The sequence below is a fragment of the Novosphingobium sp. AAP93 genome, assembly GCF_001296055.1.
In the GTDB taxonomy this organism is placed as follows: Bacteria; Pseudomonadota; Alphaproteobacteria; order Sphingomonadales; family Sphingomonadaceae; genus Novosphingobium.
Genome location: NZ_LJHZ01000092.1, coordinates 75,529 through 99,121, shown reverse-complemented (window position 1 = coordinate 99,121; position 23,593 = coordinate 75,529). Strand labels below are relative to the sequence as shown.

Sequence of the window (23,593 nt, the reverse complement as noted above, 5' to 3'; positions counted from 1 at the left end):
AAAGGTAAGAAGGACTAAGGATGGCAAGTGTTGAGAAGCTGCCGATGCTGGCCGAGGGCTACGAGAAGCTGACGGCGGAGCTGAAGGCGCTGCGTGAGGAACGTCCGCTGATCGTCGACGCGATCGAGGAAGCCCGCGCGCACGGCGATCTTTCCGAAAATGCCGAATATCATGCCGCCAAGGAGCGTCAGGGCCAGGTCGAAGCGTCGATCGGTGATCTGGAAGACAAGATCAGCCGCGCGCAGATCATCGACCCGACGACGCTTTCGGGCGACCGCATCGTGTTTGGCGCGACCGTGACGCTGCTTGACGATGACGACAAGCCGGTGCGCTACCAGATCGTCGGGCAGGCCGAAGCGGATGCCAAGCGTGGCCGGATCAGCTACAATTCGCCGCTGGGCCGCGCGCTGATCGGCCGGCGCGTGGAAGACGAGATCGAAGTGACGGTGCCTTCGGGCGACCGGTTCTATGTGGTCGAGAAGATCGAGTTCATCTGAGACGGCTGCGTATTACCGCGGGACCCTTCGACAAGCTCAGGGTGAGCGTTCTTTGAGAAAATGCAAAAAAGGCTGCGGGTCTATTCCCGCAGCCCTTTTTGCATTCACTCTGGCTTGTGCAGCTCGGGCTCGAGCAGGCGGTGGAGGTGGACCACCACGTAGCGCATTTCCGCGTCATCCACCGTGCGCTGGGCGCAGCTGCGCCAGGCTTCTTCGGCGCTGGCATAATCGGGATAGACGCCGACGAGGTCGATCTTCGAGAGATCGGTAAATTCGAGGTGCTGCGGATCCTTGACCCGCCCGCCCATGACGAGGTGCAGCTTCTGCATGACTGGGTATCCATTCCTTGGGGAGGAAGCCCAGCCACTGGCAAAATGAAGAGGGGCGCGCAAGCCCCTGACCTTGCGGAAAAGCCCGTTATTCCGCCTTCTTGCCCGGCAGATGGCGGGTGATGACCGGCGCGAGGGTCCGCAGCGCCTTGTCGGCGAGAGCAGGAAGGCGTGCCTTCTCCGGCTTGGCGGGCGCATCTGCCTCTTCGCTCACGGCGGCGGCAGCCCTCTCACCGGCAGCGCCCGCAACATAGGCGGCCGCAATTTCCAGGCCCACGGCTGCAAGGTCCGCCGCGCGGCGGGGGAGGGACATGCGGGACAGGGTGCCCTTGCGCGTCGCCTTGTCGCCGGTAACACCGCTGCCGGCGCGGGACAGCGCTCCGGCGACCAGCGCCCCCAGAACGATCCCGCCCGCGACCATCGCTACCGGATGCTCCTCGACGAAGCCCTTCACCATGCCGAGCGGATCGGCGGGCTTTTCGGCTGTTGGCGCTTCGGTTTCCGGTGTGGGCGTTTCGTCGGTCATGTCACGTCCTCGTCCGCTTCGGACGGTGCGAAGCGGTTCCTGATGAGATTGATCAGCGGGCGGCGGAAGAACCACGCCGCAAGCAGCGCCAGCGTGCCGCCGATCACCGGGATATTGTCCTTGGCGACCGCCTTGGCCTCGTCGACCGTATCGATCACGCGGTCCACTGCCGCTTCCTTGATCCGCGTGGGGATCGACTTTTCGGCAAGGCCGGTCTGCAGCGCGTTTCTCTGGCCGTTGAAGCGGGCCCAGGCGGCATCGCGGCGGGCGCGGGCTTCCTGCAAGCTCTCGTCGCTCATGCCGCGCGGTCCTGTCCCTTGAGCGCGCGCAGGGTGCCTTTCACGCGGCGCAGGATGCCGAAGACGCTCAGGCCCGTCAGCGCGAGCAAGCCGAGGAACACGACTGCGAGCGCGCCCCACGGCCCGATCAGCGGGGCGAGGGCGAGCAGCAGGCCGACGACCAGCGCCATCAGCGCGAAGAACAGCAGCGCCAGCGCCAGCGCGGCGAGGGCGAGGATGCCTTTGGCGCGGCCAAGCAGGAAGCCGGCGCGGGCCTTCTGGAATTCGAGCTCGGCCGCGATCAGCGACTGGCCATCCTCGAGCAGCGCGCGCGCACCGCCGAGCAGGGACTCATCAGCCCCCGTGTCCTGCCCCGCTTCTGTCTTCGTCTCGGTCACGCGCTGAGATCAGGCTTCCGTGGTTTCGGCGCTCTCCGCAGCAGCCGGTGCGGGCTTGCGGCGCAGCATGCGCGAGAGGACGAAGCCGGTGACCGCCGCGATGCCGAGCGCCTTGACCGGGCTCTTCTTGACGAAGGTGACGATATCCTCGCCGATCTCGGGAATGTCCTTGGCCTCGAGGCTGGCGGCGGTGGACTGCAAAGTATGCGCGGCACCGCGGGCATAATCGCCATATTGCACGCCAAGCTTCTCGTCGATTACGCCGGCGTTGCTCTCGATTGTCTCGCCTAGGGTGGACAGCGCGGCAGTTGCCTTGCCCTTGCCCTGGCGGGCGAGATCGAGCGCGACGACCTTGGCTTGCTCGGCGTATTCGCTCGCCTTTTCGGTATATTCGCTGGCGGTCGAGGTCACCGTTTCCGTGAGCGCGGCGGTACGCTCGCGGGCTTCGCCGGTGAGGTTGGCGGCACTGGCCTTGGCGTCCTCGATCGCCTTGCCGAAACGAGTGGTGACGGCAGTGGCTGTGTCGCTGACCGTCTCTTCGATCTGCGCGATCTCGGCAGGCACGGCTTCGGCCACGGCCTCGACGGCGGTTTCGACAGCCTTGAGCGCGGCCTTCTTGCGGCTCTTGGGTTTGGTATCGGCTTCGGGAGCCGCGTTGTCAGGGGTATCGGCCATGGTGCGGGTCCTTTTTCGGGGCGATTCTGAATTGATTTCCGGTCCTAGCCCAAATGCCGCAAGTGCGAAAGCGTGGCGGGGCCGCATTTGCCTTATGCTTGGGACGGCCTAGCGGTTCCACGCATAGCTAGGCGCACTTGTCACTCTGGCCAACCGCCGATAGGGCGCGCGTCAGGATACGTCACCATACGAGGAAGCGCTCATGACCGCGATCATCGACATTCACGCCCGCGAGATCCTCGACAGCCGGGGCAACCCGACCGTCGAAGTCGATGTCCTGCTGGAGGACGGCTCGTTCGGCCGTGCTGCCGTGCCTTCGGGCGCTTCGACCGGTGCGCATGAAGCGGTCGAGCTGCGCGATGGCGACAAGGGGCGGTTCCTCGGCAAGGGCGTGCTGCAGGCGGTCGGCGCGGTGAACGGCGAGATCGCCGGTGCGCTTGTCGACATGGATGCCGAAGACCAGCGCGACATCGACATGGCGATGATCGCGCTCGACGGGACCGAGAACAAGGGCCGTCTTGGCGCCAACGCGATCCTCGGCACCAGCATGGCGGTGGCGAAGGCGGCGGCGGATGCGCGCGGCCTGCCGCTTTACAGCTATGTCGGCGGCGTCTCGGCGCACCTCCTGCCGGTGCCGATGATGAACATCATCAACGGCGGCGAGCATGCCGACAATCCGATCGACTTCCAGGAATTCATGATCATGCCGGTCGGCGCGCCGACGCTGGCCGAGGCCGTCCGCTGGGGCGCCGAAGTGTTCCACACGCTCAAGAAGGCGCTGCACCAGAAGGGCCTCGCCACCGGCGTGGGCGACGAGGGCGGCTTTGCGCCCAACATCGCCAGCACGCGCGATGCGCTCGATTTCGTGATGGCCTCGATCGAGCAGGCCGGGTTCAAGCCGGGCACCGACATCGTGCTCGCGCTCGATTGCGCGGCGACCGAGTTCTTCAAGGACGGCAAGTACGAGATCAGCGGCGAGGGGCTCTCGCTTTCGCCGGACGCGATGGCGGACTATCTCGCCGCGCTCACCGATGCCTATCCGATCCGCTCGATCGAGGACGGCATGAGCGAGGACGATTTCGAAGGCTGGGCCGCGCTGACCGCCAAGATCGGCAAGAAGGTGCAGCTGGTGGGCGACGATTTGTTCGTCACCAACCCCAAGCGCCTGACCATGGGCATCGCCAAGGGCCTCGCCAATTCGCTGCTCGTGAAGGTCAACCAGATCGGCACGCTGACCGAGACGCTGGAAGCGGTGAGCATCGCGCAGCGCAATGGCTACACGGCGGTCATGTCGCACCGTTCGGGCGAGACCGAGGATGCGACCATCGCCGACCTCGCGGTTGCCACCAACTGCGGCCAGATCAAGACGGGTTCGCTTGCCCGGTCCGACCGGCTTGCCAAGTACAACCAGCTCATCCGGATCGAGGAAGAGCTGGGCCAGTCGGCGCGCTATGCGGGTGCGGCGGCGTTCGGGCGGCTCGCGTAAGGCCTGTTCAACCGCCGTTCGTCCCGAGCGAAGTCGAGGGACTTGTTCGAGCGTAGCTGAGAACCAGCGCCGCGCCAGGTGTCTCGACTGCGCTCGACACGAACGGGTGGGTGGGAGGCGGCAGGATTTAAGCGGCCGCTTAAAGTCTCTTTCCAATGCAGCCGCTCTCTGCCAGTCTTGCTGGCGGAGAGTGATGCATGGGTGAGTTTCCAAGCACGGCTGCGGCGGTAACGCCGGGCTGGATCGAAGCGCAACTGGCGCGCGCGGGCCTGCTGGTCGATGCGCGGATAACCGGCCTCGAATGGAAGGCCATCGGCACCGGGCAGGTGGGTGATACTGCCCGCTTCACGATCACCTATGACCGGCCCACTGCCGCCCCTGCGACGCTGGCAGGCAAGTTTGCTTCCGCCGATCCGACCAGCCGCGGCACGGCGGCGGCGATGATGCTCTACGTAAAGGAAGTGGGTTTCTACCGCGAACTGGCGGGGATGCTCGCGGTGCGCACGCCCAAGGTCTACGCCGCCGAAATCAATGCCGAGGGCACCGATTTTGTGCTGCTGTTCGAGGATCTGGCGCCCGAGCGCGGCGGCAACCAGCTCGAAGGCTGCGGGCTGGCCGATGCCGAAGCGGCAATCCGGCAGGCAGCGGCGCTGCATTCCGCGACCATCGGGCATCCCAAGGTCTTGGGCGCGGACTGGCTGCATGGGCGCGAGGGACTGCTGGAGCAGATCGGGCAGCTTTACCATCAGGCCCACGCGATCTTCCGCGAGCGTTATGACGGCCAGTTGGCGGCGGATGCCCTGGCGCTGTGCGATGAGCTCGACAAGCGGGTGGAGCATTGGCTGGCACGACAGCCGGAGGAGCCCTGCCTGATCCACGGCGATTTCCGGCTCGACAACATGCTGTTCGGGGTCGGGTGGGGGGCGGAGCCCATCGCGATTGTCGACTGGCAGACCTGCGCGATCGGCTGCGCGATGACCGACGTCGGCTATTTCATGGGCTGCGGCATCGGCAGCGAGTTGCGGCGGCCCAACGAGGCGGCGCTGCTTGCGCTCTATGCCGAGGAAATGGCGCGTCACGGCGCGCCCATTTCGCACGACGTGATGATGCGGCGCTACCGGATCGGGGCGCTGCACGGGCTGTTCACCGCGGTGTTCAGCGCAGCCTTCGTGGTGCGCACGGAACGGGGCGACGCCAACTTCCTTTCGATGGCGCGGGGTGCAGCCGAACTCGCGCTCGATCACGACAGCATCGGCGCCCTGGACGCCATGATGGAGAGTGCACAATGCTGACCAATGGCGACGATTTCCCGCTGCACCAGACGCCCGAGCCGATCGCCTATTCCGGTACCGACCGCAATTTCTACGACCGCTATTTCTTCAACGGCTATGCGGCGGACGGGAGCGATTTCTTCGCTGCGGCTTTCGGCATCTATCCGCATCTCAACGTCGCGGACGCGCATTTCTGCTTCATCAAGGACGGGGTGCAGCATTCGCTCCACGCCTCGCGCGAGCTCAGGATGGAGCGGCTGGACCTGACCTGCGGCCCCATCGCCATCCGCGTGGAGGAGCCTTTGAAGCGCCTCTCGATCAGCGTGGAGGAGGAGGGGATCCGCGCGGAGATCGTCTTCACCGGGCGCGCCTTTCCCATCGAGGAGCCGCGCTTCATCCACCGTATCGGCCCGCGCACCTTCATGGACTACACGCGGCTGACGCAGAACGGACACTATACCGGCTGGGTCGAAATCGACGGAGTGCGCACGGTGCTGAAGCCCGGAACCGCTGGTACGCGCGATCGCAGCTGGGGCGTGCGCCCTGTCGGCACCAGCGACACGCAGCCGCACGGGCACGGCGTGGTTCCGCAGTTCTTCTGGCAATGGACGCCGATCAACCTGCCCAGCCGCAGCGTGTTTTTCCACATCAACGCCGATGCCAACGGGAGCCCATGGAACACCCGCGCGGTGATCGCGCCAGATGGGGCGGGGCATGACGGGTTTTTCGAGACACCGTCTGCCAAGCTCGATGCGCCGCTACAGCCGGGAACGCTGTGGCCAGCAGGCGGCGAGCTGGTGATCGGCGGGGATGATCCGCTAACGCTGACGTTCGAGCCGCTGCAGCGCTTCCAGATGCGCGGGCTGGGGTATACCTCGCCCACATGGGGACACGGCCTCTACCATGGCGTGCTGGAAGTGGAGCGCGAGGATATCGTGCTGGCCGACATCGACCCCAAGCGGATGGACAACTTTCACGTCCAGATCGTCAGCCGTGTGACGACGAGCGCGGGCGAGGTCGGCACCGGCGTGTTCGAACAGCTGATTTTCGGTGCCTACAAACCGCTGGGGCTGGGATAACTCTTCCCCAACGCCGTTCGTCCCGAGCGAAGTCGAGGGACCGGTTCGAGCGGAGCCGAAAACGAGGCGCACGCAACGGCCTCGGCTGCGCTCGGCCTTTATCCCTCGACTTCGCTCGGGACGAACGGGGTAAGGTGGTGCGGGCCTACTTTACCCGCCGCACTGGCACCGGCACGTTGCAGATATCCACTCCGCCTGCAGGCTTGATGTAGAACGCATCCCGCCGGTTCGCGCGGGCATCGGCATAGGCGGCAAAGCTCTTGCTCTCGGTTGATAGGTACTCGTAGCGCGGCAGGCCGGGCACATCGGTGCCGATGCGTATGCTGAGGATCGGTGTGCGCTCCTCAGCCGTCTTGTAGAAGCCGATATCGCCGGTGCCGCGCGGTAGGCTGGAGAGGTTCTCAATCCCCTCGATCACCCGGCCGACGACGGCGATGTTCCGGTCCAACTGGCGCGGGGCCTGCCCGATGACGGCATAGAGCTCCGCGCCCGAGCCGGTATCGGGCGGATAATCGCGGCCCACGCCGACGGTGCCGTAGCAGTGGATGGGCCATGCTTTCGTGAAGTCACTTGCGACCGGCCATCCACTTTCCCAGCCGACGTAGGCGGCGTAGCTGTCGCCAGCCGAGCCGACCGTGTGTGGCGGCGCGCTTTTGGCTTTTGACGACGCGCCTGGAATCTCAAGGTTGCGAAGCACCTGATATACGTAGGCTGCGCCCCCGCTACGGTCGCGATATCGCGCCGATTTGATGACGGCATCCGCCTGCTCGTAATCCTCCGCCGGCACAACCTTCAACCCCGCCGGCAGTGGCTTGGCCTTCGCCTTGTCCTCACCGTCCGGATCGCCCCATTGCACGACATAGCCATCCTGCACGCGATTGACGCTCGTGCCGTCCCACCACTTTGCGGCGGCGAGCTTGCGGATATTGCCGATCCATCCTTGCGAGAACGGCGCCGGTAGCAGCTGGATCACCACCCGCCGAGCGGCGCCCTTGGCATCGGGCGCAAGGTCCATGACGAGCAGATCGGACGGCGCAATCGCCGCCCAGTCCGCCGCCGGGGCCGCCGCAACGATTTCGGTCGGCGCCAGCGCTGACGTCTTTGCGGGAGAAGCGGCGGGTGCAGACTCCTTCGTGGGAGCAGGGGCGGGCGCGGGGTTGCAGCTGGCGAGCAGGGCGACGGAGAGCAGAAAGGGATGTTTCATCACAAACGACTTGTGCCAGCCTTCGCAGCCTTGCGGAAGTGGTTGCTTGCCGTTAGGGGCAACGCCTTCCAGTGCATGCGGAGCGGTGGCCGAGTGGTCGAAGGCGCTCGCCTGGAAAGTGAGTATACGCCAAAAGCGTATCGAGGGTTCGAATCCCTCCCGCTCCGCCAGCCACCCTGCCAAGTGGCTCCAAAAAACGCTGAAATTCCTTGATTTTCGGCCATTTTGCGCTAGAAAGCGTTCTCTATTTGTACCGATTTATCCGGGGGCATCCAAGCTGTTTGGGGGCATTCCTGGGGGCATCGGACAGCAAATCTGGGGGCATCGATGCTCAGTGATACGGCGGTCCGCCAAGCCAAGGCGCGAGACAAGGATTACAAGCTTTCCGACTCCGAGGGACTCTACCTTTATGTGACGAAGGCCGGCCATCGCAGTTGGCGTTTCAAATACCGATTTGACGGCAAGGAACGCCGGCTCATGCTCGGCTCTTACCCGGAGGTGTCCCTCAAGGTTGCCAGAGAGCGCAAGACCGAGGCGCGGCGTTTGCTCGTCGAGGGAAAGGACCCCGCGCTGGAGGCGAAGAAGGCGGCTATCGAGCGGAAGCTTGCGACATCAAACACCTTCGAGGTCGTGGCCCGCAACTGGTTCGAGCTACAGAAGGATCGGTGGACGCTTGTGCACGCAAACGACGTGATCACGAGCCTGGAGAACGATGTCTTTCCGACCGTCGGTGCTCTGCCGGTCACCGAGATCGATGAGCCGATGGTGCTGCTTGTTCTCCGAAAGATTGAAAAGCGGGGCGCCATCGAGACAGCGCATCGCACCCGGCAGAGGATGTCAGCCGTGTTCGTTCACGGCATTGCCGAAGGCGTGGCTGCTCGCGATCCTGCGGCTGTCGTCGGCAAGGCGCTGAAACCAGTGCCGCGCAGTCGCAAGCGACCGGCGATCCTTTCCATCGAAGGGCTGCAGGATCTCTTTCGGCGGACAGAGGTCGAGGGCGCGGCCGCCCTTACCAAGCTCGCCTCGCGCTTCATTGCCTTGACTGCGCAGCGGCCAGGGACTGTCCGAAGGATGGCATGGACCGAGCTGGAAGGGATCAACTGGTATGATGGTAGCGATGCACCTGACGCCCTTTGGAGAATTCCTGCGGATCATATGAAGCTTGCCAATGAGCTGAAGCAGGATGAGGAATTTGAACATCTGGTACCGCTTGCACCTGAAGCGGTTGCTGTTCTGCGCGCAACCTGGTGTCTGACCGGGGCTGGTCCGCTTGTTTACCCCAGCAATCGCAATGCCCGGGTTCCGATGAGTGAAAACACCTTGAGCTACTTCTACAATCGCTGCGGTTATCAAGGCCGGCATGTACCGCATGGCTGGCGCGCATCGTTCTCGACGATCATGAATGAGTGGGCGCTGCGCAATGGGACGCCTGGAGATCGAAACGTCATCGACATGATGTTGGCTCACATCCCGGAAGGAGTTTCGGGATCAGAGGGGGCCTACAATCGTGCGGCGTTTCTCGAGCGCAGGCGAGAAATTGCGAGTATTTGGGGAGCAATGCTCTTTGACTGTCTGCCGGCGCCGCACAAGCTTTTGAGTTACAGGCTGCGTTAGGCTGGACCGATCCAGTCGGCGCGAAGTCGATCTGTCGCGACCGTGATGCCCTCAGCGCAACGAGCGGATGCTCAGCCTTGATCCACGCTACGTCGTCGCATTCCCCGGCAACGGTGTTCTTGAGCGCCTTGTGATCGAGGCCAAGGTGCGGCGGATCACTGTTGTGGATCGCCGTGGGCCGCTGGGCACGTCCCCCAAGGCCGGGGCTGGTTTGGCTGCCACCTGACAGGGTGCCGCCGATCGCCAGCGCTGCTCTGCGGCGCTGGCGATGATCTCTTGTCGATGGCGCTCTGATGTTCGATCCTTGATGCCCATTTCGAGCGGAGTTGCTGTCTTGGCGGATCTCAATCAACTGGCGGCTGTCATGAGCCTTGCCCATGCTCGGGTCGAGATAGCGGCCTGGGTCGAGGATTATAACCGGGAGAGGCCGCACTCGTCACTTGGCTACGCAACCCCGGCGGCGTTCGCCGCCGAACTGGATAAGCAATGGCCTGGTTCGCTACGCCCTACGGGCTCCGCTACGCAGGCCATTGCTTCAACCGCGCTGATGCGCAAAACAACCACCCGGCTCTAATCCCAGCTGGGGGAAAGTTGGGGGTCACGTCACCGCACTGGTCGGGATCGTTACCCAGGCGATCTTCGACCCCGACAGCTGGCCCTCCGCTCGGCAGACCGAAGCCGTCGACGCGGCCATCGCGCTCCACGCGGCGCAAGGGAACCCATAGGCTCCACCGGGCCTGCCGGGGCCGACCGGTCAACCGCTCGCAGCACGATGAGGGAAGCCAGGCCCAGACGCTCGCCTCGTCAGGCAGCGGCGATGCCGATTTCGCACTCGAGGACAGCGAACAGGTTGCAGCGACGGGGGCGCAACCGGATGGCATCTCCCTTTGCCCTAGCATTTTGCACAAGTGGACTGGTTCGGGCATCTGGGGGACCTTGACGGGCAAGGCGCCCGCCGAGCGCCGCTTGAGGAACCCGTGCCATGCCCTACCAGCCTTTCGATCTTGGCGGAAAAGTCGCGCTCGTGACCGGGGGCAACGGCGGCATCGGCCTCGGCATGGCGGAAGCGCTGGCGCAGGCGGGCGCCTCGGTGATCATCTGGGGGATGAACCCCGCCAAGAATGCAGAGGCGAAAGCGCAGCTGGAAGCAACCGGGCAGCGCATCGCCAGCGAGATCGTCGACGTTGCGGACGAAGGCGCCGTGATCGCGGCGATGGACAAGGCGGTCGCCGAGTTTGGCCGCATCGATACGGTGATCGCCAATGCCGGAGTCGGCGGCGGTGCGCCCTTTGCGGAGTTCCCGACCGAGCAGTGGCGCAAGGTCATGGCGGTCAATCTCGACGGCGTGTTCTTCACGCTGCGCGAGGCTTGCAAGCACATGAAGACGCGGGCCGAAGCAGGCGATCCGGGTGGTTCGCTGGTCGCGATCTCGTCGACATCGGCGATCCACGGCGCGGCCCGCAACCAGGCCTATGGCGCCGCCAAGGGCGCGCTGTGCTCGCTGGTCCGGGCAACCGCCGTCGAGTTCGCCCGCTATGGCGTACGCTGCAATGCGGTGCTGCCGGGCTGGACGGTCAGCGAAATGACGCAAAGCGCGCAGGAGAACGAGAAGTTCAACCGGCAGGTGATCTCGCGCGTGCCGTTCCGGCAGTGGCTGGAGCCCAAGGACTTCGGCGGGATCGCGGTCTACCTCGCCTCCGATGCTGCGCGGTTCCACACCGGCGACAGCATCGTCCTCGATGGCGGTTACACGATCTTCTGAGCCTGCTGGAGCTGCGGTCATGGAACAGGCGTCCCCGTCACTCGTGCTGAGCGACACCCCGCTGGCAGGCATCCGCCGGTTGACGCTGAACCGGCCGGACAAGCGCAACGCGCTCTCGAACGATCTCAGGCGGCAGCTGTTTGCAGCGCTCGAGGCGGCAGACCGGGATCCGGAAGTTCGGGTCATCATCCTGCGCGGGGCCGGGCCCTGCTTTTCTGCGGGCTATGACCTCTCGCCCGAGGCCGGGACGCAGCCGCCCCCCTATTACACCGCTGATGGCCCGGGCTTCTGGCCGCGCCATGTCGTCGAGGGGGTGTTCCGGATCTGGGACCTGGCCAAGCCCGTCATTGCGCAAGTCCACGGCTGGTGCCTGGCCGGGGCGACCGAACTCGCGACCGCCTGCGATCTTGTCTACCTCGCCGACGATGCCCGGATCGGCTATCCGCCGGTGCGCGGGATGAGCCCGCCCGATACCCAGTTCCATCCGTGGCTGTGCGGCTTCCGCTCGGCGATGGAGCAGATGCTGACCGGGGATGCGCTGACAGCGGACGAGGCCGTCCGCGTGGGCTTTGCCAACCGTGCGTTCCCGGCGGGCGCGCTCGAACGCGAAGTTCTCGCCATTGCCGAGCGCGTCGCCAAAGTCCCGCCAGAAGTGCAGCAGATCAACAAGCGTTCCGTGCACCGGGCGATGGAAGCGATGGGGCTGCGCTCTGCCATTCGCGCCGGCACGGAAATGCAGGCGCTGGCCATGACGACGGAGGCGTCGCGGCAGACTTTCGCCGGTTTTCGCGCGGGCGACGTGCGCGGGGCGCTCGATGCGCGGGACGGGGCGTTTGGCGATTATCGCACCTCGGGCAAGGACAGCTAGCACCGCGCGCCGCGCAGCGGCCGGACGTCAGGTCACAATATCTTCCAGCGAATCCAGCGGCATATAGGTCACAGCGGAAACCGCCTCGTTGCCATGCGGAGCGAGCGGATCAGCGCCGTCAAGCGCGGGCCAGCGCAGCCCGGTTGCCTGCTCGATATGCTTGATGGCCAGCTGGAACGTGCGAAACTCGCCAAGCTGGAAGCCCTCGTTGGCGGATTCGTTTGCTGAGCTTTCCGTTTTGCGCTGTTCCAGCAGACTGCGGATCATGTCGCCCTGGCTGAGCAGATAGCCGGTGGCATGGAGCCCGCCGTCGGTGCGCGGCATGACCACGACCTTCCAGAACTCCATCGGTATCTGCACATTCTCGATCCCGAGCGCGGGATCGTTGTCCGTCAGGACAGGGCCGGTGAAGACACAGGCGCGGAAGCCCATCGTGCGGGAGCTGTCGAGAATGTAGTTTTCCAGCCCCTGCCACTGGGTTTTCGCCCGGTTCAGCAGGGCGTGCTGCAGCGCTGCGTTGGTGTAGTGGAACGTATCGTCATTCGCGAGCTGGGCATTCTCGCCCCAGTTCGGGTCCTCGCGCCGGACCATGTGGCCGCGGTCGAGATCGCCGACGTAGTAGTGCTTGCCGAGCTGAAGGCTGCGATCGATGCGCTCGTCGAAGAACCAGATGTCCGGCGAGACGCGCTTGATCCGCTTCGCCCGTTCGCCATCGATGTTGACTGCAGTGAACAACGGGGTCCGCCGCGAGCGGGAGTAATAGACCCCGAAATGCGTGTAGCGCAGCTCGCGCGGCTTGTCGGCTTGCTCGTCCGCCGGCGTCGCGAGGTCGCCGATCACGGCATCAAGGTCCGGGATCGGCACGGGCGGCGCATTGTCGAGGAACGCGGGTTCATAGCCGGCACGGCCGGCAAAGTGATCGGCCGTGTGCGATCCATCGGCGGCCTCGGCTTCCGGCGCCACATGCGCTTCACTGGGCGCATTGACAACAAACAGCCGCCCCGTCTGGAGCTGGCGCAGCGTCTCGACGCTGACCGCGCTGTTCGCTACCCCGAAACTCCCGGAGAAATGCAGGCCGACGACGGCGTCCTGATCGACGCTGAGCAGGCAGGAACCGGAATTGCCGCCAAGCGTCGTGCAATCATGCATCAGCAGCAGCCCTGAACCCGATTGCGTGACCAGCCCGGGCGAGAAGCGCTTCACATTGAAGAGATCGCCGAAATAGTGCCGCATCGCCGATTGCTCGTTGCGATCATCATAGGCGGGATAGCCGATGACACCGATGGTTTCGCCAACTTTGGCTCGGTGCTCTGCCAGCGGCAGCGGTGCAGGCTGGCACGTGGCGGTGACGCTGATCTCCAGCAGCGCGCAGTCGGCCTCTGAATCGTCGGCAAGATAGACGATCCGCTCGACCGGGCACTCGCGCTCCCCATTCTGCGGCGCACCCACTTCCTCGCGCGTGTCCAGCTTCATGCCGTAGAGCGGTCCAGCAACCGAGCGCAGGAACACGCCGCTGCCATCCCACTTGCGGCGGGCGACGAGCTTCGCGACATGGCGGTTGGTCACGACCCAGCGGCGATCCCCTTTTTCCTCGATCACCCAGCCGGTGCCGCCCCATTGCATCTGGTGGTTGAGGAACTCGACCCGCCCGATCGAGGGCAGGAACCGGTTCATCCGTACGATCGCGGCCGCATCGAGGGCTTTGAGATCCGTGTCCGGCGCCAAGGCGATCTCGGCAATCGGGTCGATCACGATGGCGTCGTTGCGCACGAGCAGCGGCGGCCTTCCGGTGCGCAGTATGATCGCTTCGAGACCGACCGCGCTGCCGACCATCTCGAGGTTTGGCCTTTGCTCGGTGATGCCGGCGGGATTGACCCCGAAGAAGCCGGGATCGATCAGCCCTGCATCGACAGCCCGCTGGGCGACGGCACGCATTCCTCCGGGCATCTGGTGGACGCGGCCAAGCGCGGCTTCTTCAAACGTGGTGCGCGGTGAAGCGGGCGGCAGTTCAGTTTCGGACATGACAGGCACTCCCGAAGAGGGATTTCAGGAAAGGATCAGGCTCAGATCGTGATGTCGCCGCTATCCAGCAGCGCGCGCAGCATCACCGCCGCACCGCATTGCTTGGATACCGCATTGGGATCGAACACACCGTCGCGGACATACTTGCCCTTGGTGTAATGGTTGGAGAAGCTCCACAGGTAGGGCGAGTTGATGTTCTTCGAATAATAGCCGTAGCCGTTGTAGCTTTCGAAACGGTACAGCGCACGTGGCACTTCCCAATCGGTCTTGCCGACGTAGCCTTTCATCTCGAGCGCGTCATAGGCGCTGGAGAGCCAGTCGCTTGGCGGGTTCCACTTCAGCGGCCGGTCCTTGGGGATCTGCACCGTGCGCGCCGTGAGCGGGTCGCCGTTGTGGAGATGGCCGCTGAAGCTGAAACCGGCTTCCATGGCGTGGACGATGCCAACGAACCACCATGGAACCTTGGTCTTGGCGGCCACTTCCTCATAGCGCGGGCGGCCAGTGCGGAGCCGTTTGAGGTACCACGCCACTTCGCCCTTGCGTGCGGACGCCACCTTGGCGGAGGCGAACAGCGCTTCGTAGTTGGCCTTGAGCTGATCGTAGGTGAAGGCCGCTTCCTCGGTGGATTCGGCGAGGGGCTGACGCAGCGCGTAAGCAGATATCTGGCCGAGCGCGTCTTGCAGATCGACGATCTGCTCAAGCAAGGGTGTGGTGTCTGATGGTGCAATGCCCAGCGCTGCAAGTGCGGCACGGGCATCTGCCTCGTCATCGGGCATCTCGGCCACGGCTTCCTCGGCCGAGCGGAACGACCAGTCGGCTTCGCTGTCGTACCGCGGCTTGTCGGATTTTACCGAGAGATGCACATGGTGGTCGTGCGGGTTCTTGCCGGTGTAAGTCCGCCATGTCCACGCCGGTACGCTGCCGATCGCCGAGGCGTTGCAGATGCGCTTGTTCCAGATGATGTACTTGATGCGGGCATCGGCGCTGGCGCGCAGGGCTGCCGAGAGCTGGTTGCCGTCGCAGCCGTGTGCGGGATCGTGGGTGATGTCCATGGCGGTGACCACGCCGGTCGCCCCGTCCACCACCCAGGGGTTGTGGTCCGAGGCGCGCGACTGGTGCGCCGCATCGCCGATCGTGCCGTCCCAGCCCTTGGCCCGGTTCGGATAGGCTGCATTCACCTGCGCCAGCAGACGCTTGAGCGACTTGGCCACACGCCACGGGCGTACCGCTTCCTCTCCGGCATCCGCGAACGCGGCGGCTTCGGCGGAGCCTGCATCGCTTTCATCGTTGTGTCCGTCGAGCGGGTCGAGCGAGGTCTGCCACTCCTGCTCTTCGGCGTCACGGCGGGTGGTGGGTGCTTGCGCTGCTTCCTCGGTCATGCTGGCTCTCCTCTCGATGGTCTGAATTGCGGGGTCGTCGGCTGTCCTTGATCACCTAGCGGCAGGTCGGATCGCGCCTTTCGCTGCGCAGCGGCGGATCGAACCAGAACTCGAGCTTGAAGTTGACTGGCGCGGTCGTGGCAGGGGCGATCTTCTGGCAAGTGATCGCACCGGCCGCATGGATGTCGGCGAGCTGCCCGAGCCTGTCTCGCAGCATGGCGGCGACTTCGCGGTCCTCCGGGCGCTGGTAGCGCACTTCGGAAAGCCCGCTGAAACCGGTGATCAACTGCGCGGCGGGCGTTTCGAACCCGGCTTCGGCAAGCGAGCGGCGGATCGCATCGACCTGCGCCTTGGGCAGGCTGTGGTACTGCACATAGACCTGCGGAATCACGCGCACGGGTGCCCAGAAGAAGCGGCTGCCCGCAAGCGTGACGATGCGCGGGACGGCTTGCAGCACGATCTGGCCGCCGGTCGGTATGGTCGCCTTTGCGTCAGGCGGATTGTACTTGTTCTTGCCCGCGGGCATTTCGGTGAACAGCGCGCTTGCGCCGCGCATTCGCAAGCGTGAGCCCTCGGCAAGGCCGCCAAGCCCGGGGATCGGGCTGCCCTTGAGGTCGCTGACGAGCATGCCCTTGTCGGTTCCGAGCAGGACGGCCCCGTTCACGATGGCAAGCTTGCCCAGCAGATCATCTTCCGGCTTCGGTGCGTCTGCGGTGGCTGTGGCGATCTGCTTCAGTTCGGCTTCGCTGTTGCCGAGCAAGACCTTGTTAAGATATTCAGCAGTCTGAGTGGTTTCCGCTGCGCGGTGCTCGTCGAATGCTGCCTTTGCCGACTGCCTCGCAGCGCGCGCGATTTCTGCTTTTGCCTCTTCCAGACGGTCGTTGGCCGTGTCGTACATGAACCAGAGGCCAACCAGCGCGGCGGCCTGGACGACGACTACAACTGAGACGATTGTCAGGATATTGCGGCGCTTCTGCCAGAATGTCCGCTCGCTTTCCTTGATATAGGCATCCAGCGTCTCGTCCTCGCCCATGAACCTGAGCGCATCGTGCGCAGCCTGTGGGGTCGACAGCAGCAGGGCCGGTTCTCGTCCGGATTGCCACCAGCCAATGGCGAACTGCACCAGCCGATCGCGCTCGGTGTTGTAGGCCGCAGCATCCTTCAGCCACCTGGCCAGATCGGGCCAGTTCTCCTGATCGGCCACATGAACGTCGGCTACTTCGAAACGGTCGTCGTCGGGCGTCTCGCCCGCCCGGCGTACGATCGAACCGGTTGCCACGAGCTTGGCGAGCAGCGCATCGAATGCGGCCTTGTCTTCGGCTTGCTCGCCCACGCCGGCGCTTCGGCGCAGGGCTTCCCGGTCCTGCGCGCGTCTGCGTTCGACGGTGCTGTCTTTAAGAACCAGAAGGTTTTCCATCACCTTGCGGGCGATCGGCTTCATCTCCGGCGGGTCGAGCGCTTCGTAGACCTGGCGGATCGACTGCGCCGCGGCGGCGGCGCGGAGGCCGCTGTAATCCGCCACGACCAGAAGCTTGGGATAGACGGCGCCCTTGAGGCCCGAAATGGCCGACGCCCAGTAGTCGATGATCCCCTGCGCCTCGTCGCGCTCGCCCGGGCTTTCGAGGTCTGTGCCGCAGGCGGCGACAGCTTCGCGAAAAGCACCCGCGCGGGCCGCGCGCACCGCGTCGTCGGGCAGTGACCGCCACTGCTGCATGAGCGCGAGGTGCTCGTCGCGGATCATGCCGATCGTCACCGGCCCGGAGCGGGGTTCACGCGACGCAAGAAGCGGCGGCGCAGGCATATCCTGTGTCATGACAGCAAGGCCTTCAGTGGGTCGTTCAATTGGCGCAGCAAGCCGCAGTCCTCGAGCAGGGCGGTATCGGCGCGCTGGAAGCGGACGCGGGCAAAGCTCGTGAACATGCTGAACGCGAGGCGGAAACTCTCGTCGCGCACTTGGGCGGGATCGATCTGGGCCGCCACATCGATGCCCGATTGCGAAAGGACGCTTGTCACATCCGGTTCAACGGGAAACCGCGCGATATCACCGATTAGCGACTGGATGTTTTGCCAGTGAAACTCGATCTCGATCTCGCGGCCGGAGCCCGCCAGCAGTTCCTCGACATTGAAGATCGTGGCGTCGATCTGCTGCCAGTAGCGGTGCACCGACTGGCGCATGACGAGGCGGTTGGCGACGTCCTGAAACCCGCTTTGGATGTTCGCGATCAGGACCGGGTCTTCCTTCAGATCCTTGTTCACCGGGATTGTCGCCGGCTGCGGAAGCCGGGCGATGGCGGACGCAAACGCGCCGAATGGGATCTGTTCGGAGGTGGTCACCAGCAGGCTGTCGAACTGCGCCATCTGCTGGCGCAGCAGGCTGCGCAGAACGCTCGCGGCAGTCTCTGCGCTTTTTGGGTTCTCGCGGTCGAGCCTCCCGATCAGGCTGATGATCTTCTCGATCTGATCGATCAGGACATTCCGCGCCTGCGCCGCCGCCGGACTGATGCCCGCAAAGCTCATCCTCGCCCGGATCGCATCGCCTGCCGTGCGCAGGTTTTCGAGCTGCAGCAGGATGCTCATCGCGCGGATTGCGGGAGGCGTTGTCCCAGCAGCCACACGCTGGAGTTCGGCAAGCGCCGTCATCTGCAACTGATGCAGCGCGTCGTGCGCGCCCTTGAATCCGTCGAGTTCCTGCAGGCGCTGGATGATATCGCGCGCCACCTGCTTGTCTGCTGCGTCGAGCGTGAGCGCCGTCCCGAACTTCTCGAAGTTGCGCTCGATCGACTGGACTCGCCGCTGCATCCGATCGGCTTCATAAGCCGGCCGCACGGTTTCGAATGTCGCTTGGGGCACCAGTGGCAGCAGATCCGGCACATGCTGCCCTGTCCATGTGCGCAGTTCGCTGTTGCCCGGCAGCTTGACGAACAGCGCCTCAAGCGTCTGGCGCTGCATTCCTTCGCTCGTGATCGTCTCGCGGACTTTGTAGATGACAGTCCGCATCGGCAGATCGTAGGCGCCGATTTCCTCGAAGAGGTTGAGCCGGATCGCCTCGAAAATCGTGTTCAGCTCAAGATATCCGCCGAGAATGCCGAACGCGCGCGCGAGAATGGCATCAAGGCCATTGTTGCCGCCATCATCCCATGCGGCGATGGCTGGATCGGGCGGCGCACTGGCCATCGCGCTACATCGCCCCGAAGTCGAATGCAGCATCGATCAGCGCGCGGCGGATACGGCTGATCGGAATGCCCTGGTTGAACCGGGGGTTGGTGCCCGGGTCCGCCGCGTGATGCAGGCCGACGAGACGGAGCGCAAAGTCGAGGACCGGCGAGCCGGAGCTGCCGGGCTCGGTGGTGACGTCGTAGCGATAGCGCAGCCCTGAGCCCGGGATGTCGACCACCTGACCCACCGCGAGCTGGGCTTCTTCGCCATCGGGGTGCTGGGCGATATAGACAAAGTCGTGCATGCCGATGATCGGCGGGGTGAATGGCAACTCCAGCGCGACGCGGTCCGGCTCGACCGGCTGGTCAAGGTGAATGATCGCGAAATCGAGCTCGTCGGGGCCGGGCACGCCGACCCCCGTCAGGTCGCTCTGTGAATAGTGTTTGCACGGTCCGAGCCAGCCCGTTCCGCCACGGCCGAACCGGCGGACGGGCACGCTGTTGCGCTCGAAAAAGTCGAACTCGCAGACAATGTCGGCGCCGGCACGCTGCTCCTCGACAGCTTTTTCCACCACATGGAAGTTCGTGAGCACGGTCCTCCGCCCGATCAGGAAGCCGGTACCGGCAACCGCAGGCGTGCAGATCCGGCACAAGGCGTGCCGAACGCGGTCGATGCCTCTGAAGAAATCGCCGAGATTGACCGGCTTGGAACTGGCGTTGACCAGCCGCTGCAAGGCCGATCTGGACAGGCCCGTGGCTTCGGTTCCAGCAGCAGGAGCGATCCCTGCTCCCTTGAAGATCTGCGGCGGCGGCGCAGGCGGTGCATAGCGCGCGATCACGCCCGTCTGGTCGGTCAGCCAGGCATCGGCCAGCGCCTTCAGCTTCCGGTTGCCCGGCTTGTCGCTCCACGCGAGCCCGAGCAGATCGAGCAGGCGTCCCTCAGAGCGGGCATACTCCACGATGCGGCGGACGATGAGCCGGCCCGGACCATCGGTGCCGACGATGTCGTCCGCCACCCGCACGGCCCATTTGTCGGCCAGGCGGATATAGAGAAAGTCCTTGTCCGGATAGGCCGAGAGCAGCGCGTCGACGAGTTCGGGCACTTGCGCATCGGCGACCTCCACCTCGCGCGGATAAAGCTCGTCCAGCAATTGTGTCGTGTCCGCCATGCCCCGCCCCCGCGATACCCGGCTCCCTGATCAGATCTCCGCGCCCGCGATCGTGTCGTCGATGATGCTCAGCAGCTTTGTCCTGAGCTTTGGCTCGATCGACGCCAGCAGCCCGTTGTCGGCGGTGAGCGTGGTCGATGTGCTGTCGAAACGCGCGCCGGTCTCGGACAGCTTGAAGAAGAGGATCGTGGTCTCGCCGGTTTCGACATGCAGCCGGGCAATGGCATACTGGATCGTGGTATCGACCGCAGAGGCGTTGACGGCGGCGAAGTGCATCTCGCTGACATCGAAGCGGCGGGTCTGCCGGTCGAACAGGGTGATCCAGGGCGATTGCTCGTCCATCTCGTCGAGCGATTTCAGCGCCTGCAGAATGACCGGTCCGACCGCAGCCCCGCCGAATGCGAGGGTCAGCAGGGGCAGGATCGCCTTGTGCACCGAGACGTTCTTCTTCTTGATCTCCGAGTGCACGATATTCATGCCCGAGATGCGGAAGCCGATCCCGGTCAGCGCCTGCGTATACTGCGCCAGCCAATCGTCCTCATCACCATCCCCGGGCGTAACGGCCTTGGTCGCCACCCGGCTCGCAAAAAGCAGCGCGAGCGAGATCGAGGAGCGCAGGACCACGTCCGGGGTGTTCTTGAAGTCGATCAGGGCAGTGCCTGACACGACGAGGTCCGGCAGCTTGGTGAGATCGAGCTGGCTGCTCTGGAGCTCGACCCCCTCGAGCGTGGCATCGATGCCGACATCGGTCATCTCGATGGATTCAAGCGGATTGATGGCCATTGTGACTGCTCCTCTCCACACAGGTCCCCGTACGGCAGCCGATGAGCCGCGAAGCGGAAGTTGTTCTTGCGCGCACAGCACCATGATCGGCCGCGCCGGGCTGTGCTGCAAAGATGGTCGCCAATTGCGAGAAGTTGCTGGTCGCACCGCTGTCCCGAGCAAGCCCAAAGGCCGAAGGTGACATGCAGTTGCGCGAGCGCCGGGCCATTAAGCGTGGCCTTGAGGGCGTTTCGAATCTCAAAATGCATTGATTCTGACGCCGCAGACAAATCATGCCTCAAGCATAACTCGTGTCAAGGACTCAAAATTGCGAGATGCCATCGTAAACAAGGCAGTAAGGAGCGGACAGGATCTTGCCGGAAGCCGTGTCAGCCGGGCAGGTTCTCCGCTGCGATAGCTTGCGCCAGCTCCGCGACCAGGGTTCTGACCAGTTCCGCCGCAGTCATGCTGCGCAGCAGAGGCGCGCCTTGTCCGGCCCAGTGGGCGCCATAGCCCTGTTCGCCGCGTGCCTTGGCGGCGACATGGAGTGCTTTGCCGAGATCGTAGGCGATCGGATAGGCGGGGACCATTGCCTCTTCGCAGCTGCCGTTCTTCGCCGCGAAGCGGTTGGGCAGGATTCGCGCCGGGCGACCGGAGACCATGCGTGTCATCACGGTGCCTGCTCCGCCGCCTTGGACCAGCGCGGCGCGATACCCTGCGTCGGCCAGGCTTTCGTCGCAGGCGATAAACGCCGTGCCCAATTGTGCGGCCGAGGCCCCCAGCGCGAGCGCGGCGGCAATCCCGCGCCCGTCCATGATGCCACCCGCCGCGATCACCGGGATATCGAGCGCGGCGGATACAAGGCGGACAAGTGCGAACGTGCCGAGCATTTCATCTGGTACATCGGGATCGAAACTGCCGCGATGACCACCCGCTTCCCACCCCTGCGCGACAACTGCATCGATACCCGCGGCTGCAATCGCGCGGGCTTCAGCAAGGTTGGTTGCGCTTGCCAGCAGTACGATACCGGCCTCCTTGAGCGCCGCAACGGTCGCGGCCGGGGGCAGGCCGAAATGAAAGCTCACCACCGCCGGGCGCTCTTCCAGAAGAACGCACAGCATTGCATCATCCCCTTGAAAGCTGCGGTAGATTTCGCGCAGCTCTGCCGGGGGGCGCGCGCCATATTCAGGGAACAGCGGCGCAAATCGCCTGATCCACGCCGCTTCCTTCGCCGGATCGGCCTGTGCGGGGGCATGGCAGAACAGATTGACGTTGAATGGCCGCTCCGTCCGTGCCCGCACTGACCGGATCATCCCCCGTGCAGCCTCTGCGTTGCCAGCGCCAGCCGCGATAGAGCCGAGTGCGCCTGCATCGGATACGGCAGCGGCCATGTCGGGCGACGAGACGCCTGCCATCGGGGCCTGGATCAGCGGCACGCTGATGCCGAGCAGCGGAAGAAGGCGGTTCGCGGGCATTGCCGCATACTCGTAGGCGCCGCCGGGCCAGACAGCAATGACCGGCAGACAGCCCCTTTCACCGCGCCGCCGGACATGGCACATCGCTTGGCGGGAGAGCGTAAACAATGACATGGCAAGCCGAGATCGATGAACTGCGCCGCCGCGAGGCGCTCGCCGAAAAGATGGGCGGGCCGGACAAAGTCGCGCGTCAGCATGCGCGCGGCAAGCTCGATGCGCGGGCGCGGATCGCAGGGCTCGTCGATGCAGGATCGTTTCGCGAGATCGGCAAGATCGCGGGCAAGGGGCACTATGACGCCGCGGGTGATCTCGCGGACCTCAGCGCCTCGAACCTGATTTTCGGCCGCGCCGATATCGAGGGCCGACCGGTCGTGGCCTCCGCCGACGACTTCACCGTGCGGGGCGGTGCCGCCGATGCGGCGATCCACCGCAAGTTCGTCCAGTGCGAGAAGATGGCGCACACTCTGGGCATCCCCATGATCCGCATGATCGACGGCACCGGCGGCGGCGGCTCGGTGCGTACGCTGGAGGACATCGGCGCGACGTATGTGCCGGCCGTTCCCGGCTGGTCGGACGTGATCCGCAATCTCGATACCGTGCCGGTCGTCGCGCTGGCGCTCGGGCCGACGGCGGGGCTGGGCGCTGCACGGGTGGTGGCGAGCCATTATTCCGTGATGGTGAAGGGCCTCTCGCAACTCTTCGCCGCCGGGCCAGCCGTGGTCGAGGCACTGGGCGAGGCGAGCGACAAGGAAAGCCTCGGCGGCAGCGCGATCCACACCCGCAACGGCGTGGTGGATGACGAAGTCGCCAGCGAAGCCGAAGCCTTCCAGCGCGCGCGCCGGTTCCTCTCCTACCTGCCGTGCCGCGTCGGCCAGCCCGCGCCGCGCACCAGGCCGCGCGACCCGGTTGACCGCCGCGAGGAATTCCTGCTGTCCGCCGTCCCGCGCGATCCCAAGCAGGTCTATTCGATGCGCCGCGTGGCCGAGGCCGTGGCCGACAAGGGCAGCGTGTTCGAAATGGGCCGCCAGTGGGGGCGCGCCGCGATCACCGCGTTCGCCCGGCTGGACGGCTGGCCGGTCGCGCTGCTCGCCAGCGACCCGTCATTCCTCGGCGGATCGTGGGAAGCGCGCACCTCTGAAAAGGTCGAGCGTTTTGTCAAGCTCGCCGACCAGTTCCGCCTGCCGATCGTGCACCTTGTCGACAACCCGGGCTTCATGATCGGCCTCGCTGCCGAGACCAGCGGCACGATCCGCTACGGGGTGCAGGCGATGAACGCGATCTACCGCGCCACCGTCCCGCTCGCCTCGGTGATCGTGCGCCGCGCCTATGGCATTGCCGGCAGCGCGATGAGCAATGCGGACGATTTTCAGTACCGCTTCGCCTGGCCTTCGGGCGATTGGGGCAGCCTGCCCATCGAAGGCGGGATCGAAGTGGCCTACAAGTCCGAACTGGAACAGGCGGAGGACCCGGCAGCGCATCTCGCATTGATCCGCGACCGCCTCAACCGGGTCCGCTCGCCCTTCCGCACTGCAGAGCGCTATGCGGTGGAAGACATCATCGATCCGCGCGATACGCGCCCGCTGCTGTGCGAGTTCGCCGAGCTCGCGTGGCGCAAGCTGGGCGCGGCCTGAAGTTCAGGGCGGG

21 protein-coding genes, 1 tRNA gene and 2 pseudogenes are annotated in these 23,593 nt (G+C 65.0%); 11 read left to right on the top strand and 13 right to left on the bottom strand.

Features of this window, described 5'->3' with window-relative positions; all coding sequences use genetic code 11:
- Positions 1 to 20 precede the first annotated feature (20 nt).
- Entirely contained in the window at positions 21 to 497 is a 477-nt protein-coding gene (gene greA, locus IP83_RS14145; protein WP_054122868.1) for a transcription elongation factor GreA, read from the top strand.
- Positions 498 to 601: 104 nt separating this feature from the next.
- On the opposite strand, the gene IP83_RS14140 is transcribed toward greA, so the two are convergent.
- The 5 genes from IP83_RS14140 to IP83_RS14120 all read right to left on the bottom strand — a co-directional run bounded on the left by IP83_RS14140 (position 602) and on the right by IP83_RS14120 (position 2,703).
- Complete coding sequence (locus IP83_RS14140) at positions 602 to 826, bottom strand: DUF4170 domain-containing protein (RefSeq protein ID WP_054122867.1); 225 nt, start codon at positions 824 to 826, stop codon at positions 602 to 604.
- Positions 827 to 914: 88 nt separating this feature from the next.
- Entirely contained in the window at positions 915 to 1,352 is a 438-nt protein-coding gene (locus tag IP83_RS14135) for a hypothetical protein (RefSeq protein WP_054122866.1), read from the bottom strand.
- Positions 1,349 to 1,651 (bottom strand): hypothetical protein, encoded by a 303-nt coding sequence (locus IP83_RS14130; RefSeq protein ID WP_054122865.1) that lies wholly within the window; start codon positions 1,649 to 1,651, stop codon positions 1,349 to 1,351. The genes IP83_RS14135 and IP83_RS14130 overlap by 4 nt, the downstream gene beginning before the upstream one ends.
- Positions 1,648 to 2,028 (bottom strand): phage holin family protein, encoded by a 381-nt coding sequence (locus IP83_RS14125; RefSeq protein WP_054122864.1) that lies wholly within the window; start codon positions 2,026 to 2,028, stop codon positions 1,648 to 1,650. The genes IP83_RS14130 and IP83_RS14125 overlap by 4 nt, the downstream gene beginning before the upstream one ends.
- 9 nt (positions 2,029 to 2,037) lie before the next feature.
- The gene (locus IP83_RS14120; RefSeq protein ID WP_054122863.1) at positions 2,038 to 2,703 is read right to left on the bottom strand and encodes a hypothetical protein; all 666 of its coding nucleotides are present in this window, start codon (positions 2,701 to 2,703) and stop codon (positions 2,038 to 2,040) included.
- 202 nt (positions 2,704 to 2,905) lie between these two features.
- Between IP83_RS14120 and eno the strand changes: the two genes are divergently transcribed.
- The 3 genes from eno to IP83_RS14105 all read left to right on the top strand — a co-directional run bounded on the left by eno (position 2,906) and on the right by IP83_RS14105 (position 6,539).
- On the top strand, positions 2,906 to 4,189 hold the full coding sequence (gene eno, locus IP83_RS14115) for a phosphopyruvate hydratase (protein ID WP_054122862.1): 1,284 nt from the start codon (positions 2,906 to 2,908) through the stop codon (positions 4,187 to 4,189).
- 197 nt (positions 4,190 to 4,386) lie between these two features.
- The gene (locus IP83_RS14110; RefSeq protein ID WP_054122861.1) at positions 4,387 to 5,481 is read left to right on the top strand and encodes a phosphotransferase family protein; all 1,095 of its coding nucleotides are present in this window, start codon (positions 4,387 to 4,389) and stop codon (positions 5,479 to 5,481) included.
- Positions 5,475 to 6,539 (top strand): hypothetical protein, encoded by a 1,065-nt coding sequence (locus IP83_RS14105; protein WP_054122860.1) that lies wholly within the window; start codon positions 5,475 to 5,477, stop codon positions 6,537 to 6,539. Before IP83_RS14110 ends, IP83_RS14105 begins: the two co-directional genes overlap by 7 nt.
- 145 nt (positions 6,540 to 6,684) lie before the next feature.
- Here the strand turns inward: IP83_RS14105 and IP83_RS14100 are convergent, their stop codons facing one another.
- Positions 6,685 to 7,743, bottom strand: coding sequence for a peptidylprolyl isomerase (locus IP83_RS14100; protein WP_054122859.1), 1,059 nt, complete (start codon positions 7,741 to 7,743; stop codon positions 6,685 to 6,687).
- A gap of 79 nt (positions 7,744 to 7,822) precedes the next feature.
- Here IP83_RS14100 and IP83_RS14095 point away from each other — a divergent pair.
- The 6 genes and pseudogenes from IP83_RS14095 to IP83_RS14075 all read left to right on the top strand — a co-directional run bounded on the left by IP83_RS14095 (position 7,823) and on the right by IP83_RS14075 (position 11,987).
- Positions 7,823 to 7,913: transfer RNA gene (locus IP83_RS14095), tRNA-Ser, on the top strand.
- 157 nt (positions 7,914 to 8,070) lie between these two features.
- Positions 8,071 to 9,357, top strand: a complete 1,287-nt coding sequence (locus IP83_RS14090) for an integrase arm-type DNA-binding domain-containing protein (protein WP_054122858.1) — start codon at positions 8,071 to 8,073, stop codon at positions 9,355 to 9,357.
- 52 nt (positions 9,358 to 9,409) lie between these two features.
- Positions 9,410 to 9,583: pseudogene (locus IP83_RS20320) on the top strand (chromosome segregation ATPase); the annotation flags it as partial.
- Positions 9,584 to 9,721: 138 nt separating this feature from the next.
- Positions 9,722 to 9,931: pseudogene (locus IP83_RS14085) on the top strand (integrase core domain-containing protein); the annotation flags it as partial.
- 408 nt (positions 9,932 to 10,339) lie between these two features.
- The gene (locus IP83_RS14080) at positions 10,340 to 11,119 is read left to right on the top strand and encodes an SDR family NAD(P)-dependent oxidoreductase (protein ID WP_054122856.1); all 780 of its coding nucleotides are present in this window, start codon (positions 10,340 to 10,342) and stop codon (positions 11,117 to 11,119) included.
- A 19-nt stretch (positions 11,120 to 11,138) separates the two neighbouring features.
- Positions 11,139 to 11,987, top strand: coding sequence for an enoyl-CoA hydratase/isomerase family protein (locus IP83_RS14075; RefSeq protein WP_054122855.1), 849 nt, complete (start codon positions 11,139 to 11,141; stop codon positions 11,985 to 11,987).
- A 27-nt stretch (positions 11,988 to 12,014) separates the two neighbouring features.
- Here IP83_RS14075 and IP83_RS14070 read toward each other — a convergent pair whose 3' ends face one another.
- The 7 genes from IP83_RS14070 to IP83_RS14040 all read right to left on the bottom strand — a co-directional run bounded on the left by IP83_RS14070 (position 12,015) and on the right by IP83_RS14040 (position 21,949).
- Positions 12,015 to 14,009 carry a DNA/RNA non-specific endonuclease gene (locus IP83_RS14070; protein WP_156309730.1) on the bottom strand — a complete coding sequence of 665 codons (1,995 nt, stop codon included), beginning with the start codon at positions 14,007 to 14,009 and terminating at the stop codon, positions 12,015 to 12,017.
- 41 nt (positions 14,010 to 14,050) lie between these two features.
- Positions 14,051 to 15,388 (bottom strand): hypothetical protein, encoded by a 1,338-nt coding sequence (locus IP83_RS14065; RefSeq protein ID WP_197274380.1) that lies wholly within the window; start codon positions 15,386 to 15,388, stop codon positions 14,051 to 14,053.
- Between the two features lie 55 nt (positions 15,389 to 15,443).
- Positions 15,444 to 17,201 (bottom strand): hypothetical protein, encoded by a 1,758-nt coding sequence (locus IP83_RS14060; protein WP_054122854.1) that lies wholly within the window; start codon positions 17,199 to 17,201, stop codon positions 15,444 to 15,446.
- A complete protein-coding gene (locus tag IP83_RS14055) occupies positions 17,198 to 18,562 on the bottom strand; it encodes a hypothetical protein (protein ID WP_054122853.1) in 1,365 nt (454 codons plus the stop codon). Before IP83_RS14055 ends, IP83_RS14060 begins: the two co-directional genes overlap by 4 nt.
- 4 nt (positions 18,563 to 18,566) lie before the next feature.
- Positions 18,567 to 19,712, bottom strand: coding sequence for a trypsin-like peptidase domain-containing protein (locus tag IP83_RS14050; protein WP_082364706.1), 1,146 nt, complete (start codon positions 19,710 to 19,712; stop codon positions 18,567 to 18,569).
- Between the two features lie 30 nt (positions 19,713 to 19,742).
- Positions 19,743 to 20,495, bottom strand: a complete 753-nt coding sequence (locus IP83_RS14045; protein WP_054122851.1) for a hypothetical protein — start codon at positions 20,493 to 20,495, stop codon at positions 19,743 to 19,745.
- 368 nt (positions 20,496 to 20,863) lie between these two features.
- On the bottom strand, positions 20,864 to 21,949 hold the full coding sequence (locus tag IP83_RS14040; protein WP_054122880.1) for a nitronate monooxygenase family protein: 1,086 nt from the start codon (positions 21,947 to 21,949) through the stop codon (positions 20,864 to 20,866).
- A gap of 107 nt (positions 21,950 to 22,056) precedes the next feature.
- On the opposite strand from IP83_RS14040, the gene IP83_RS14035 reads away from it, so the two are divergent.
- Positions 22,057 to 23,580: an acyl-CoA carboxylase subunit beta gene (locus tag IP83_RS14035; protein WP_054122850.1), complete on the top strand. Its 1,524-nt coding sequence runs from the start codon at positions 22,057 to 22,059 to the stop codon at positions 23,578 to 23,580.
- Positions 23,581 to 23,593 lie beyond the last annotated feature (13 nt).